This window comes from Vibrio sp. YT-18 (assembly GCF_033337345.1).
Classification (GTDB): domain Bacteria; phylum Pseudomonadota; class Gammaproteobacteria; order Enterobacterales; family Vibrionaceae; genus Vibrio; species Vibrio alginolyticus.
In genome coordinates this window covers 283042-296553 of record NZ_JAWOQO010000002.1, presented here as the reverse complement: position 1 = coordinate 296553, position 13512 = coordinate 283042, and the positions used below count along the sequence as shown (strand labels likewise).

The 13512-nt window shown below is 46.2% G+C and carries 13 protein-coding genes; 3 read left to right on the top strand and 10 right to left on the bottom strand.

Annotation, left to right across the window (positions count from 1 at the left end):
* Positions 1-2 precede the first annotated feature (2 nt).
* From R7M72_RS03710 to R7M72_RS03690, 5 genes are all read right to left on the bottom strand, one after another.
* Complete coding sequence (locus R7M72_RS03710) at positions 3-1217, bottom strand: ABC transporter permease (RefSeq protein WP_047010017.1); 1215 nt, start codon at positions 1215-1217, stop codon at positions 3-5.
* Positions 1214-2485, bottom strand: coding sequence for a TolC family protein (locus R7M72_RS03705; protein WP_023623847.1), 1272 nt, complete (start codon positions 2483-2485; stop codon positions 1214-1216). Before R7M72_RS03705 ends, R7M72_RS03710 begins: the two co-directional genes overlap by 4 nt.
* On the bottom strand, positions 2478-3611 hold the full coding sequence (locus R7M72_RS03700; RefSeq protein WP_005376722.1) for an efflux RND transporter periplasmic adaptor subunit: 1134 nt from the start codon (positions 3609-3611) through the stop codon (positions 2478-2480). Before R7M72_RS03700 ends, R7M72_RS03705 begins: the two co-directional genes overlap by 8 nt.
* Before the next feature lie 227 nt (positions 3612-3838).
* Complete coding sequence (locus tag R7M72_RS03695; protein ID WP_017633884.1) at positions 3839-4273, bottom strand: hypothetical protein; 435 nt, start codon at positions 4271-4273, stop codon at positions 3839-3841.
* Positions 4274-4275: 2 nt separating this feature from the next.
* Entirely contained in the window at positions 4276-5088 is an 813-nt protein-coding gene (locus R7M72_RS03690; RefSeq protein WP_017821644.1) for a TIGR02594 family protein, read from the bottom strand.
* Between the two features lie 425 nt (positions 5089-5513).
* Between R7M72_RS03690 and R7M72_RS03685 the strand changes: the two genes are divergently transcribed.
* A complete protein-coding gene (locus R7M72_RS03685; RefSeq protein WP_017633882.1) occupies positions 5514-5735 on the top strand; it encodes a hypothetical protein in 222 nt (73 codons plus the stop codon).
* Positions 5736-5784: 49 nt separating this feature from the next.
* Here R7M72_RS03685 and R7M72_RS03680 read toward each other — a convergent pair whose 3' ends face one another.
* The 5 genes from R7M72_RS03680 to R7M72_RS03660 all read right to left on the bottom strand — a co-directional run bounded on the left by R7M72_RS03680 (position 5785) and on the right by R7M72_RS03660 (position 11425).
* A complete protein-coding gene (locus tag R7M72_RS03680; RefSeq protein WP_017633881.1) occupies positions 5785-6300 on the bottom strand; it encodes a protein disulfide oxidoreductase in 516 nt (171 codons plus the stop codon).
* On the bottom strand, positions 6297-8408 hold the full coding sequence (locus R7M72_RS03675) for a protein-disulfide reductase DsbD family protein (RefSeq protein WP_054576214.1): 2112 nt from the start codon (positions 8406-8408) through the stop codon (positions 6297-6299). Before R7M72_RS03675 ends, R7M72_RS03680 begins: the two co-directional genes overlap by 4 nt.
* Positions 8409-8472: 64 nt before the next feature.
* Positions 8473-8871 carry a hypothetical protein gene (locus R7M72_RS03670; RefSeq protein WP_017633879.1) on the bottom strand — a complete coding sequence of 133 codons (399 nt, stop codon included), beginning with the start codon at positions 8869-8871 and terminating at the stop codon, positions 8473-8475.
* Between the two features lie 102 nt (positions 8872-8973).
* Positions 8974-9576 carry a response regulator transcription factor gene (locus tag R7M72_RS03665; RefSeq protein ID WP_017633878.1) on the bottom strand — a complete coding sequence of 201 codons (603 nt, stop codon included), beginning with the start codon at positions 9574-9576 and terminating at the stop codon, positions 8974-8976.
* 25 nt (positions 9577-9601) lie between these two features.
* Positions 9602-11425, bottom strand: a complete 1824-nt coding sequence (locus R7M72_RS03660; RefSeq protein ID WP_017633877.1) for a sensor histidine kinase — start codon at positions 11423-11425, stop codon at positions 9602-9604.
* Between the two features lie 179 nt (positions 11426-11604).
* Between R7M72_RS03660 and dsrO the strand changes: the two genes are divergently transcribed.
* Positions 11605-12372 (top strand): sulfate reduction electron transfer complex DsrMKJOP subunit DsrO, encoded by a 768-nt coding sequence (dsrO, locus tag R7M72_RS03655; RefSeq protein ID WP_017633876.1) that lies wholly within the window; start codon positions 11605-11607, stop codon positions 12370-12372.
* Positions 12369-13499 (top strand): NrfD/PsrC family molybdoenzyme membrane anchor subunit, encoded by a 1131-nt coding sequence (gene nrfD, locus R7M72_RS03650; protein ID WP_042523072.1) that lies wholly within the window; start codon positions 12369-12371, stop codon positions 13497-13499. The genes dsrO and nrfD overlap by 4 nt, the downstream gene beginning before the upstream one ends.
* Positions 13500-13512 lie beyond the last annotated feature (13 nt).

Below are 13512 nucleotides of genomic sequence, written 5' to 3'. Positions count from 1 at the left end.
GACTAAGCCCTCGCACTCAAAGCAATGACTGGCGTGAGACGCGATGCTCGCCTTGCTGGGAAATACGACGCCATCAATGCCAAGATAAGCGTCACAAGTAAAGACCAAGCAATGGAATCTGGCGTGATCACAGGTAAACCAATCCATTCCGGTAATGCCATGCTGCTTAGGACAGATACCACTGCATACGAAAACATCAGACCTAATGCCGTGCCCACGGCTACCAATATAAGCCCTTCAAGAATAAACTGACTGAGTATGGATTTTTGAGTCGCCCCGATCGCCAAACGCACACCGATTTCACGCGTGCGCTCCGTGACAGATAAAAACATGATGTTGGCAACACCAAGCGCACCGACCGCCATGGTCATCGCGCCGCTCGCTCCGAGAAAAATCTGAATGCCACGCAAAATTCCACTGATGACCGCCGCACCTTCACTAAAATCGGGTAATTCGACCGCATCTTTATCACTTGGGTCAAAATGAAGCTGCTTGGCGAAAAAGTTCACGATATTTTGTCGAAATGACGATGCATCCATCCCTTCTCTCGGCTTCATCAATACCATCCAAGGTTTCGCATCCCACAAATCGCGGTACGTTGTTTGAGGAATGAAAACCGTGCGGCTATCGCCGAATGAAATGCCAGTGTCCTCACCAACGGTTATCCCAATCACCAAAAACGGAATGCCGTTGACTTTGAGCCTATCCCCGATTTGGATTCCGCCCATTTGCGCAATTTGATCGCCTAACACTGCCACGCGAGTGTGGTTGTCCATATCACTTGGTGACAGGTTTCTCGAACCGGATTGCAGCTTGCGTTGCATTAAAGGAAAGTAAGACGTATCAATACCGCTGACCGTACTCGATAAATTCTGTCCTTTGAGATTGGTGATATTCGCATCCCATTTGGCGTAAACACTCGACGCCTGTTGCACGAAGCCCGACTGTTTGATCATGTCGACTTTTTCTTGTGGAATATCAATTTGTCGTCTTGAAGGTAACCCTTGCCACGGTTTACTGGTACTCGACGGAAACACCACTTGCACATTGTTGATCATAAAGGAAAACGACTGGGTCTGATGGCGATAAAAGCCTTCGCCAAGTGCGATTAACACCACCACAGAGATCACGCCCCAAGCAATCGCGATAATGGCTAGCACGCTCTTCATGCGGTGTGCCATCAACGTTTGCCAAGTTTGCTGCAACAGGCTGCTCATGAATGAAAAGCCCGAGAGATCAACGCCATGGTATCGTCATCGAGTTTCCCTGCGGTTTGCAGTAAGCCGATTCTCTTACGCCAATAGCTGTACAAGTTGGTTTGCAGACTGTTTTTCGCCTCAAACAAGCTGTTGTGTGCACTGATAACTTCCGACACTTCAAGCAGACCAGCGTCGTAAAGTTTCTCTTTGCTTTGCAACACTCTGGCGCGCGACTCAACCAGCTCGTTCGCTATCAAAACTTGATTCCAGTTGATATCGACCTGAGTAAACTGCTGAATAACTCGTTTCTGAATATCAATTTCCACTCTACGCATATCTTGCTTGGCGCTTAAAATGTTCAACGATGCTTCGTCCACTTTCGCTCGCACTGCACCATTGAGGTCAATCGGCAAACTCAAACTAATCCCAGCGTTAAACTCGCCGTTTGAACGATTGTCACCATCGCTGTAGCCCACACTGCCTTTGACGGTCGGGTAGTATCCACCTTTAGCTGAATCTTTCGCGAACTCGCTCGCTTTCACCATCTGCGCCGCCACCAACAGCTCTGGACTGCTGTCTTTCGCCAGTTTTAGCCATTGCTCCTGAGAGTCCACCAGCATCGGCGGCTGAATCAAAGAATCCGTTCGAATTTGGTCGACACTCTCCGGCATTTGATTGATTAACGCCGCAAGCTCTGCTTTTTTCACTTCGAGATCGGCTTTTGCATTGAGGATACTTGCTTGCTCAGAGACTTGATTCGCTCGCATCTCTTCAACATCAACCGACTTCACTTTGCCTGCTCGATAGCGTTTCTCAATGATGTTGAGAAGTTCCTTCCCCTCTTCCAGCTTGGACTGCGCCAATTTGAGGTCGCCCTGTGCGCTTGCCACATCTAGGTAAGCGGTGAGCAACTTCTGCGCAAGCTCGTTATGCGATTGAGATAGCTCTAACTGTGCTTTGAGATAATTGGCATTCGCTTGATCCAGTTCCGACCACAAACTGCTATCCCAAATAGTTTGAGATAAGGTCGCGCCGTAACTGTTGGAATGGCTTGAGGACTCATTCCAATCCGCTGACGCACTGGCACTTAAACCCGGCAATAACGCACTGCGGCTACTCTGTACGCCAACCTCGCCAAGCTGGACACCGATTTTCGCTTTTTCGTAATTAGGATCGTTCTGCTTTGCTTGTTGCCAAGCTTGTTCAATAGAAATTGCGTAGGTCGGCAAACTGAGCGTGGCAGCCAACAATACAAAGGCGATTGTTGATCGTTGCAGCTTAACCATGCGCCGCTCCCATCATGCTGTTGTCGATAACCTCTTCATCAAGCTCCACGCCGTCAAGCACTTCGACATTGATGCCATCTGACAGACCGAGTTTCACAGGTTGTTTATGAAACCCTTGTTCTGAGCTGTCGGGGATCAGAACATTCGGTGCGTCACCATCAAATTGCAGAGCGCGCTCCGGTAGAGTGAGCACGTTTTCAGACTTCTTCAGAATGATTTGAGCCGTCGATGAAAAACCAGAACGAAGCAACACATCTTGTGGGATCTTGAGTTCTCCCACTTCAACCTCAAAACCGTTATCAAAACTTTTTGCCGAAGCATTGCCCTCTGGTGAGTTAAGGTTCTCAGATTGAATCGCCACTTTGGTTAGCACACCAGAAATCGCCACATCAGGATAAGGCGCAACCGTCAACATAACGGGCATTCCCGGAGACAACTGCGCAGCATCATGCTCACTGACGCTACCTTTAAAAATCAGACTGTTCATGTCGGCCAATGACATCATTTCAGTCGCGGCTTGGCTTGATTGAGTCGAGATGATCGGCTCTCCGACCTCTACTTTCTGGTTGAGTACTGTGCCATCAATTGGCGCGTAGATCGTCGACGTTAAACGCGCATCGCCGATAGACGCCTCACCACTGCGGATGAGTTCGAGATTCTGGCGCTTTTGCAATACGTCCGCTTGCGCAGATTTGACTGCCGAGCGCGCACTTACGTATTCGTCGTAGTTACTTGGAATAATGTCTTGCTTGACCAAGCTTTCTAAGTTGGACAGTTTTTGTTTGGCGGATTCCAGATCGGCTTCGCTACGCATGAGTTCTGCCGATGCATCCGTTAATGCTTGGGGTGTTGGGTTTGGACGCACTTTGATCAGCGGCTGGCCTTGCTTCACCTTTTCACCAACTTTCGCGTAAATTTCACCGACGATACCGTCGATTTGTGACTTGATAGACACAGAGTGTGCAGGGACAATTTTACCAACAGCCACCGCTTGTTTTTCAATCGTGCCTTTTTCCACAATCAATGTAGGCAGCAATTCTGGTTGAGCAGCAGATTGGAGATAGAAATACGTACCACCGCCGAGCAGCGCGATGCTCACAGCGGAGACAAGCCAACGTTTCGTCATTATTTATTCCAACAATTATTGGGTAGTCTAATGACTACTCCTAAAACACAAAGTTGAAGGAATAATATCCTGCTTTAATAGCGGTTTGGTTGTCACAGTTGGTATGGTTTTGTCAGTCGCCTCTGACAATCAAAGACTAAAAAATCTCGACGAATCATTCAGCAAAGACGCTGTCTACGATGGCAACTAACATGCTCTGTAACCGCTCATTTCAACCGCTATCAATTTCATTCTGAACAATGTGCAAAATGGCGCTGTTCTGTATCCAAGTGAGCAGCTGTTTCTTGAGCGTTTAATATGTTCTCTTGATTAGCCCCAAACTCAGCCCCCGTTCCAGGCCAATAATATGTATCTTTATCACGACATAGTGTGAGAATGACAGGATCATTGTGTATATTGGGCTCATCTCCTAGCTCGCCATACATACTGAAAGTAATCTCAGACCCAACGTCTCCACGAAGTTTCTGAATCACTTCTGCTTGAACTTTAAAGAGAACATCTTCCTCGTGTTCAGCAAACTTTTCAAAACCTGTAATTTTCACCACTGCAGAATAGGGCGTTTGAAATATCGCATCTTTGAGTACCTCATTCTGAGAGTACACTCCCTGTGAAGCACAAGCTGATAAGCTCACACAGCCTAGCAAACTTATAAATTTCTTCATGTTTAACTTTCCGTTCCTGCTAAGGCAGAGCCTTTTGTATATACAGGTAAAGTACCTTTTGTTTCATCGTAGTTACTCGGTACTACGAACTTGTCCCAGACATCAATAGAGTACTTTGCTATATTGACTTGGTTGCTTTGGTTTCCTCCTAACATGTACAAATGCCTACCATCAGGGCTCTTTCCCACGACAAAAGCAACATGCCCACCACCTTTTCTCGATTTAATCCCTAGAGCTCCATGTATAGGTTCTGAGATGTTTTTACCAAAACCCTTCCACTCCTTTGCTCGATAAGCTTCTTTTACTGGAGTGATTCCGTGTTGTTTAAAAACCCAAGCGGCAAACGAACCACACCAAGCATTTTGACCTCCAGAGTCATCAGTGCCCCAGAACTTAGATGCTGTAAAATACTCTAAAATCCTTGGATTGGCCTTAGTGCCTGAAACTTCTTTTTGTCCAATTTCTCCCAACGCTGTTTTCATCCAAGGCACTTTGGTTACTAGTTTTTGAGCATCATGAGGATCATTTTTCACTGAACTATAGGATGGTAATCCATTGAGCTTACGATGAGTTCTACCATTTACATCGATCCGACCATCTGGCTTTACCATATAAAGTAGCTTACGCTGACACACTTTTATTGCCTCTACTGTTTTCGACAAATGAGGACTCCGCCCTAACGAGCCATCAACAACCAACAGTCGGGTAAAACCTATTCTCTTTTGGTTATCATTTAAAAATTGTTGAACTGCTTTAACATCATTTTTCGAATTAGTGCCATTTATACCAACAGAGCCACGGATTTTTAATCCCATTCTCGTTACCTTTATAACTAATCATATAATTAAGAAAGTACGCTTTAGCGTGACAACAATAAAGATAAAATGTTGTTTTATACGATTAGCCATACGAGGGGAATTAGGTGTTGAAAATATAGATTACAAATAAACTCAGCTCATATCACTAAAAACACCTATTTATCACCTTTTGGTCACGCTTCAAAGCAGGACAGCCAAGATGTTTTAAACCATGCGTATTAATAGACGAAAAAATGTTTATAAATGAACACTTAAATTAACATAGTAAAACTATCAATTACTATTTAAAATTTAAATAACACTTCCTTTTTAAAGGCACTCTATAATTAAATTTATCAAACTTTAATTTTTATTAAATTAAGCTTTAATTTATTAATCTGACTATTTAACTAATTTCATTTCAGTTAATTGTACTTTTTGGCATGTTAGCGAGTGATGGCGGCGCCAATAACACCGACCCATTTTCAGAAGGAATAACGGACGATAACCAATGGATTGTGGAAGAACCACACATGATGATTATTACCCTAGACCAAGTGTTGCTCGACTATCTACCCATCGGTTCAAGTTATGATGGCCCATACGTGATGTGGAATGGTATGCCATACGCACACATTATTATTCCCGTTAGAGCGAGAAAATAAAAAGAAAAAATCCGATACTCAATATTTTGAATATCGGATTTTTATAGCGTTATCGAGCTAACCAAACTCTCGCTAGTATTCCTATCGGAGTGGTAACGCCAGTTGTGACGGAGGAAATTTCACCATTTCTTAAAATATAAATGGTTGGAGTCACGCTAATTTTCCATTCACGCATAATATAGCTTGAAGGATCGTTTATGTTTTCAAAACGATATTCTTTTGCCCTCATAAACTGCGCCACACGCTCATTCGGTCCCGACGATCCAGAAACGCCAACTACGGTGTAGTCATCACTCAGCCAACTCACGCTTGGGCTTACAAATTTACAAGCGGGACACCAAGTCGCCCAAAAATAAACAACGACAGGTTGTTCATAACTTTGCGCGATTGCATCGAAGTGTTCGCCATCGCTCAATACTGAGCTCAATGGTGGTGACTCCTGTTTAGGAATATCTTTAGTGCGATACCAATCCATCGCGATAGAAATCGCGGTGACAATGAGCACCATCTGTACGATTTGAATGAGCCAATATCGGAATGTTCTACGCTGCTTTGTCGAACTCATTGAATGGCTCCCCCACTCGCTTGTTTCACCGCGCTTAAAACAACATCATCAGTCAGAATCACAGGTAACGGGATACCTTGTGGCGCCGCCGGGCCATAGACGATGTTAAACGGCACACCGTAACGCCCATGAGCTCGTAAAAAGTCAGTTACCGAGCCGTCCGGATGTGTCCAATCCCCTTTTAACGTCGCTACATTAGGGCTTTGCAGCAATGAGTAGACAGGATCTTGCCAGATCACACCGATCTTGTTCGCTTTACACGTGACACACCAATCCGCAGTGACATCCACAAACACCACTCGCCCATTATTGACGTGATCTTCAATCGCCGAGTTAGAAAGCTTCTGCCACGCTAAGTCCTCAGGAAGCGGTGTCGCCCATTGGTCGGCAGTGACACTACCAAGTAACAGGCCACCAGCTATCAACACTAATGACGCAGTTCCGGATACAGCAAGCGCTTTCTCACCATACACTTTCTTAACTCTTGCCATCATTACAACAAAAGCAACCACAGCGATAAGTGCAATCCATAACATCGGTACATGATTTGCCATTAATGAAAGTAGCCAAATGCTAGTCGCCAGCATCATTATGCCAAACACGATTTTAACGACATTCATCCACGAGCCAGGCTTTGGTAGTTTCAGCGCGATATTTGGAAACACAGCGACTAAGAGCCAAGGCAGTGCCATACCCAATGCTAATGCTGTAAAGGTTGCAAATAACGTTAATACGTCGGCACCCAAGGCAAACGCCACGGCCGTTCCTAGAAAAGGCGCGGAGCAAGGCGTCGCAAGCAATGTAGCAAACATACCTTGAACATAGTGACCAACTAGGGAGTTATCACCTTTCGAGGCCAGCCATGTATTGGTACCCGATGATAGACGGACTTCAAACAGCCCCAGCATATTGGCCCCAAACAAAGTGGTGACCAACACCATCAAACCTAAGAACCAAGGGCTTTGAAATTGCACGCCCCAGCCAATGGCATTACCTGTTAGCTTAAGCACCAAAATAAAACCAGCGAGAATCCAGAACGACGTTAATATACCAAGTGACGAGGCAACAAACTGAGCGCGAATTTGACGACGCTCGATACCTTGAGCGGCAACAATACTACTTAGCTTCATCCCCAAAACCGGAAGAACGCAAGGCATAATGTTAAGAATTAAACCGCCGAGCAACGCGAATAGAAAAACACTCGTTAGAGACGTGCTCGGCAACGGTTCAACTATTGCCTCAGCAGTTGCTTGAGTGGTTTCTTCTGCTAGTAAATTGGTGTCTTTGATGGTCACAAACAGCGACTGACCATCTAACTCCACATCGCCCAGCCAAGTATCAACGATATAGCTCGCGGTGACGATGTTTCCTTCTTGATACATTCCTTCAAGCTTGAAGCTATAGTCTCGCGTTGCTTCATCGACACCATCCACCAGCACTTGTGGTTGTTGCCAACCCTGACTGTTCTGTAGCTTGATTTGTAGTTTCGATTGGTTCGCATCCCAACTCGCCTGAGTAACATCAATAAACGGCGATGGCTGCGGCACGTTACTCACTGCTTGAGCGTAACTGAACATCACGTCTTCATCGACTTTTAGATCAGAAGGCAAGAACGTCAATTGAATTTGATAGTCGGTCAGCACACAAATCGTCGTACAAGAAGAAAGTGTCAGTACCGCATCAATCGTGACAGGTTTGGACATGTCTTCGACGTGCAGCGTCATGGGGAACAAAGTATCGCCTTTATACCCAAGAGTCTCGATACCTAATAGTTCGAATTTTTGTGGGTGCGGCCATTGCCAATCCACTTTGGATAAATTTTGTGAATTCTGCCAATCAATAGATGGTGCTACGCCGCCCTCACCAGGTGAACGCCAGTAAGTTTTCCAGTCCCCAGCCAACTTGACGTCCAGATAACCAGTGATTGTTTTGGCTTGCGGATCTTGTTGACCAGTGAGCACAAAGCGCGTTTGCACTGGAAGATGTTGCGGGTTGGTCAGCCAACCTGTATCAGTAGTTTGAGCTGAAATACTCAGAGAGAGCAAACTCAAAGCAAGCGTCATAAAAAACATGGACGCAAACTGAGTCAGTTTAGTAATTTGATTCATAGTGATTCCTAGTTAAAAGACAAAGGTGCTAAATAACTGACGCTAGTGGTCAGAAAGCACGCTTTTATTCTCGGAACACACAGAAAGTCAGATGGACTCGATACTTACGGCCTATCGGTTCCGTCCAATGTTGCACACCAATATAGGCACTGCACAACCAAATTGCCGAAGCAAAAAGACCGACAAACAGAACAACAATAAATACATCGAGTTGATGTTGAGAAAACTGAATTAACTTTTCAGACAATTCGCACTTGCTGGTTTCTTTAGTATCAATCGACTTGACGCTCGAACGCTCATCAGCAAATGAAACCGCGGGCGATTCCGTCTCATATTTCATAGAGCATGACGATGCAAAGCCTGAATTTTGCATCAGACACACAACGACCACCCAGCCAATAATCGCCAGTAGCCATTTTGCCCGCTTATGTGGCGTGTGATGTCGTTTAGTCAACAAACTCATAAGAATTCAGATAAAGTAAGAACGAAGAAGATAATACGCGAGTCGTCATAAAGCTCAAGTTGTATCCTCTAAATAACCTTAAGAGGCTTCACTCGCTAAGCTTTAATCTAGCCTGCCATAAATATATGCCAACTCTGCGACGGTTTTTGCCGAGAACTTCTTCAATAGATTGGCTCGGTGTACTTCAACCGTTCGCATTGCTATGCAAAGTTCGTCAGCAATACGAATGTTGCGTTTTCCTTCAATGATCAAACGTAAAATGTCTTTTTCTCTAGGTGTGAGCGATTCATAAGCCGATTTAGCTGCTGCCATATCGAGGTTTGTGGCAGACTGCGCCTGTCCCTGCAAAATGGCTCGTGCCAGTTCATCGCCTTTGACTGGTTTTTGGAAGAAATTGACCGCCCCAGCTTGCAATGCATCGACCGCCATCGGAACATCACCATGCCCTGTCAGATAAATAACGGCCAACGGGCTGTTGGCTTGATTTAAAACTTGGTGCACTTGCTGACCACGAAGGTTGGGCATTCGGCTATCAAGGATCACGCATCCGGCCTGATGAATGTTCACTTTATCGAGAAAAGATTGCCCATCAGCAAAAGTCGTCACGTTGAAGTCATGCTCTTCCAGCATAAAAGCGAGCGAGTCACGCACCGATTCATCATCATCGACTACAAAAACAGGTAGCTGCTTTTCACCGCTGCTCATTGAATGCTCCTATGCCTAGTTCAGATTAGTTTTGATATGGAAACACAAGCTCAACCAAACAACCATGTGGTGCTGTCGAGCTGATGACAAACTCGCCACCATGCATTTCCATCACATCGCGACAAATGGCTAACCCTAGCCCAAGCCCTTCTTCTTTGCTACTCACAAACGCTTGAGTCGGATTCTCTTGCTGCAACCCTGTACCATTGTCTAACACTCGAATAGAGAGTTGACTGATTTGGTAATCGCAATGCAGGGCAATTTTACCTTGATAACCTGATGAGTGATATTTCTCTTGGAACAAAGTACACGCATCAATCGCGTTGCTGATCACATTAACTAAAACCTGTTGTACGCCAACTGCATCGACAAGTAACGGACGAATGTTCCCTTCTGTACTGGCCACAATAGAAATGTTTTGCTTCTGCATCCGAAAATGGAGTAACTCAATCGTGTCATCAATGAGTACTTGAAGATCGCACGACGTTTTGTCGACACTGCGCTTGCGAATCAACGTTCTTAATCGCTGAATAATTGCATCGGCTCTTTCAACTTGGCCCTGTATTTTCTCAAGCACAGGGACAATATCTTCATGAGGGCGCTTTTTGGCCAAGCGAAGTAAACCGCCTTCACTATAGTTGCGAATGGCTGCCAGTGGCTGATTGAGTTCATGGGCAAGACTAGTGCCGATTTCTCCGACAATCGCGACCCTTTGTGAATGTTCTAACTGTTCACTTTTCTCTTTTAATCGTAACGATGTCTGCTCCAACGCTTGCTTACTCTTGCTAAATCGATACTCAAGCCAAAAGTGGTACGCGTTCAACACAATCACAAACATGAACAGCGCCCATGCCCATTCTTGATGACTACGCAGCCAGCGTAGAGCCTCACTCCACCAGGGTTGTTGCAACGGATGGAGATCCAACGCCTGATAAAGTTTGTCGATGCTCAGCAAGCTGACGGGGGACGTCCAACCTGACGCGCCTGCCGCAATAACCGCAGGGTGTTCAGGTGGCATCGCTAACAATACTTGCGCAATCTGTTTGGCGATCTGAGCTGAGCCGCGCTCTGTTTTGGCAAATGACCAGTTAGGATAAAGCGGTGTGGAAACAGCGCATAACGAGTGCTCATTCGGCTGTTGATTTAAAACTCGGTAATTACCCGGTTGTAAAAGCCCTTCACTTAACATCTGTTCCAATAAACAAGCAGGGACGACGGCCGCTTCCACATTACCATCACGTAATTGATACAGGTTGGCATCAATAGGAAAACCAAGATAGCGGACATCGGAAAAGAAATCGTTTGGATTAAGCCCCATTTTGACTATTTGATAGCGCATCGTGAGGTAACCACCAAAGGCTTTTTCTGATACCGCCGCAACGGGACGTCCTGAGACATCTTGCACCGTTTGATAACTTGAATTGGCTCGAACCACAAGCGCCGAACCAATGCCGTAATTCGAGTTTTGTGGGGCTCTGCTAGTTAGCGTTGCCATCCACGACAGCGCGTATTGCCTGCCCAATCGCACTGCCTGACCTGGGTTGGTTAAGATGAAATTCATCTTCTGAAACTTCACCGCTTCGCCCATTTCATCCAAGTTAAGGGGATGAAGGACAAAATGCACATCGGAAATTTGCTGATTGAGCCAATCAATGGTCGGTTGCCATCTCTGCTCGGCATAAAGATGGCCGCGTATCGCTAACACGCCCACTTCGACTTTTTTCTTGACCTGTGGCTGCTCTGCTTTTTGCTCTTGCAGATCTGCTTGTTCAGAAACTGCGCCGTGAGCCAAAGATGCAAAGGCAACTAAGCAAAGAATCCAAAGCTGAAGCCACAGTGCTTTTTTCATGATGAGTCGAATCGTTCCGTCAAGAGAGTACGACAAGAATAACAGCTACCTTCCCTAAACCACATTTGTTTTAGATCAAGTTTGATCTGAGTATGTGGAAATCCACAATATAAGCCTCGCAGTGCATTTCTCACAATGGAATCAGTCAATTCAAATACAACAAAAAAAGCAGGTGAGTTATGGATTCCACCAAACGTCGCTTTCTCAGCGCGGTCACAGCCGGAGCCGCGTTAATTCCAGTCGCAGGCATTGGCACGGCAACTGCGGGAAACATTATTCGAAATAACCAGTCCGCTGACCGAAAAGGGCAAGTCGGCAAGCGTTATGCCATGGTGATAGATTTGCGTAAATGTGTCGGATGCCAGGCTTGCACTGTGGGCTGCAGCATCGAGAACCAAGCGCCAATTGGTCAATTCCGAACCACCGTAAAGCAATACGAAGTTACGTTAGATGATGGCTCTACAGCCACGCGAGAAGCAAAAGCCTTTATGCTACCGCGCCTTTGTAACCACTGCGACAACCCACCTTGCGTGGCAGTGTGTCCGGTTCAAGCAACCTTTCAGCGCGAAGATGGCATTGTCATGGTGGATAACAGCCGCTGCGTCGCCTGCGCGTACTGCGTACAAGCTTGCCCTTACGATGCTCGTTTTATCAATGAAGACACCCTCACCGCAGATAAATGTACCTTCTGTGCTCACCGTCTAGAACAAGGCCTATTACCTGCCTGCGTGGAAACCTGTGTTGGCGGAGCACGTGTAATTGGTGATTTGAATGATCCATCAAGTGAAGTTCGCCGCTTAATTGCGAAGCACCAAGACGATATCAAAGTGCTAAAGCCCAATGAAGAGACCAAGCCGCATGTGTTTTACATCGGCATGGATGAACGCTTCACCAGCCACATCGACGGGCAGCCAGCTATTTACGACCCACAAGGAAAGCGCGCATGAACATCACCGAAGTGTTAGTCCAACCTCAAGCAATGGCTTGGCTCCCGTGGGCGGTGCAGTACTTCTTTTACATCGGTTCTGCTTACGCTGCCGCTATTTTGTTCCTAATCGCCCTATTATTTGAGCAACACACCAGTCATCGGTTACGCGCCGCGCTGGTGCTAACGATGGCCATCGGCGCTATCGTAGGCCCGTTGGCGTTAACTGGCGACCTTCACCAGCCGGGACGAGCTTGGCATTTTTACGTGCACATCACGCCGTGGTCATGGATGTCTCTAGGCTCGCTGTTCCTGCCTGTTTTCTCAGGTTTAGCGGTAGTGACTGCATGGCTGTATCTCCGCGAGGATCTGATCAACTTACGTAATCAGCCAGGGAAAGTACTGCCTCTAATTTCAAAGCTGTCACTGGGTGACTGGGTGCTCTCTCGTAGAGTCATGCTTATGGTATCTGTTATCACGGTGCTATCAGGCATCACCATTGCAGTCTACACAGGCGCTGAAATTGCAGTCGTTAAATCGCGCTCTTTATGGCACCAACCCGCGTCGCCGGTTCTTTGGTTTGTCACTGCATTTATGAGCGCGGTCGGATTTTCTCTGTTGATTTGGCTCTTGCTGCCTAGTCAGTCAAAGACACTGACATCTGGCGATACTAATTTACTTAAAAAATCAGTGGTTACCAGCGGTGTATTAACGCTGATACTGCTACCGATTTGGGCATCCAACAATTCCGCATTTTCGCTCTATTCTAGCGAACAGTGGATGCACAACATTGCCCTGCTCACTTTTGTCGTTTTAGGTTGTGTTTTGCTCGCTTTCATCTTCTTGCGCGATACCCAAAAGTCCGCATCAGCCAGATTTCGTCACGTCATAGGGCTCAGTTTTGTGTCTGCTGCCGCACTGGCAAGTGCATGGCTGATTCGCTGGTTTACCATCATGGAAGTGCAAATCATCGCCAAGTTCGATGCAGGGCTGTATCCATACCAACTCACTATGGATGGAAATGGCTGGATAGGCATTATCGGCATGCTCGGATTATGGCTTGCACTGGCACTGCTCGGTTCGGAGCTGGTTCAGCCAAAACAAAAGATCGAAGTAAAAGCCTCATCACTCACCTTAACTGAACGCTAATCAAAGAGGATTT

What these genes read in the sequence shown, in the direction of transcription:
- R7M72_RS03710 (WP_047010017.1), bottom strand. Translation starts at nt 1,217, where the DNA reads ATGAGCAGCCTGTTGCAGCAAACTTGGCAAACGTTGATGGCACACCGC.
- R7M72_RS03705 (WP_023623847.1), bottom strand. Translation starts at nt 2,485, where the DNA reads ATGGTTAAGCTGCAACGATCAACAATCGCCTTTGTATTGTTGGCTGCC.
- R7M72_RS03700 (WP_005376722.1), bottom strand. Translation starts at nt 3,611, where the DNA reads ATGACGAAACGTTGGCTTGTCTCCGCTGTGAGCATCGCGCTGCTCGGC.
- R7M72_RS03695 (WP_017633884.1), bottom strand. Translation starts at nt 4,273, where the DNA reads ATGAAGAAATTTATAAGTTTGCTAGGCTGTGTGAGCTTATCAGCTTGT.
- R7M72_RS03690 (WP_017821644.1), bottom strand. Translation starts at nt 5,088, where the DNA reads ATGGGATTAAAAATCCGTGGCTCTGTTGGTATAAATGGCACTAATTCG.
- R7M72_RS03685 (WP_017633882.1), top strand. Translation starts at nt 5,514, where the DNA reads ATGTTAGCGAGTGATGGCGGCGCCAATAACACCGACCCATTTTCAGAA.
- R7M72_RS03680 (WP_017633881.1), bottom strand. Translation starts at nt 6,300, where the DNA reads ATGAGTTCGACAAAGCAGCGTAGAACATTCCGATATTGGCTCATTCAA.
- R7M72_RS03675 (WP_054576214.1), bottom strand. Translation starts at nt 8,408, where the DNA reads ATGAATCAAATTACTAAACTGACTCAGTTTGCGTCCATGTTTTTTATG.
- R7M72_RS03670 (WP_017633879.1), bottom strand. Translation starts at nt 8,871, where the DNA reads ATGAGTTTGTTGACTAAACGACATCACACGCCACATAAGCGGGCAAAA.
- R7M72_RS03665 (WP_017633878.1), bottom strand. Translation starts at nt 9,576, where the DNA reads ATGAGCAGCGGTGAAAAGCAGCTACCTGTTTTTGTAGTCGATGATGAT.
- R7M72_RS03660 (WP_017633877.1), bottom strand. Translation starts at nt 11,425, where the DNA reads ATGAAAAAAGCACTGTGGCTTCAGCTTTGGATTCTTTGCTTAGTTGCC.
- dsrO (WP_017633876.1), top strand. Translation starts at nt 11,605, where the DNA reads ATGGATTCCACCAAACGTCGCTTTCTCAGCGCGGTCACAGCCGGAGCC.
- nrfD (WP_042523072.1), top strand. Translation starts at nt 12,369, where the DNA reads ATGAACATCACCGAAGTGTTAGTCCAACCTCAAGCAATGGCTTGGCTC.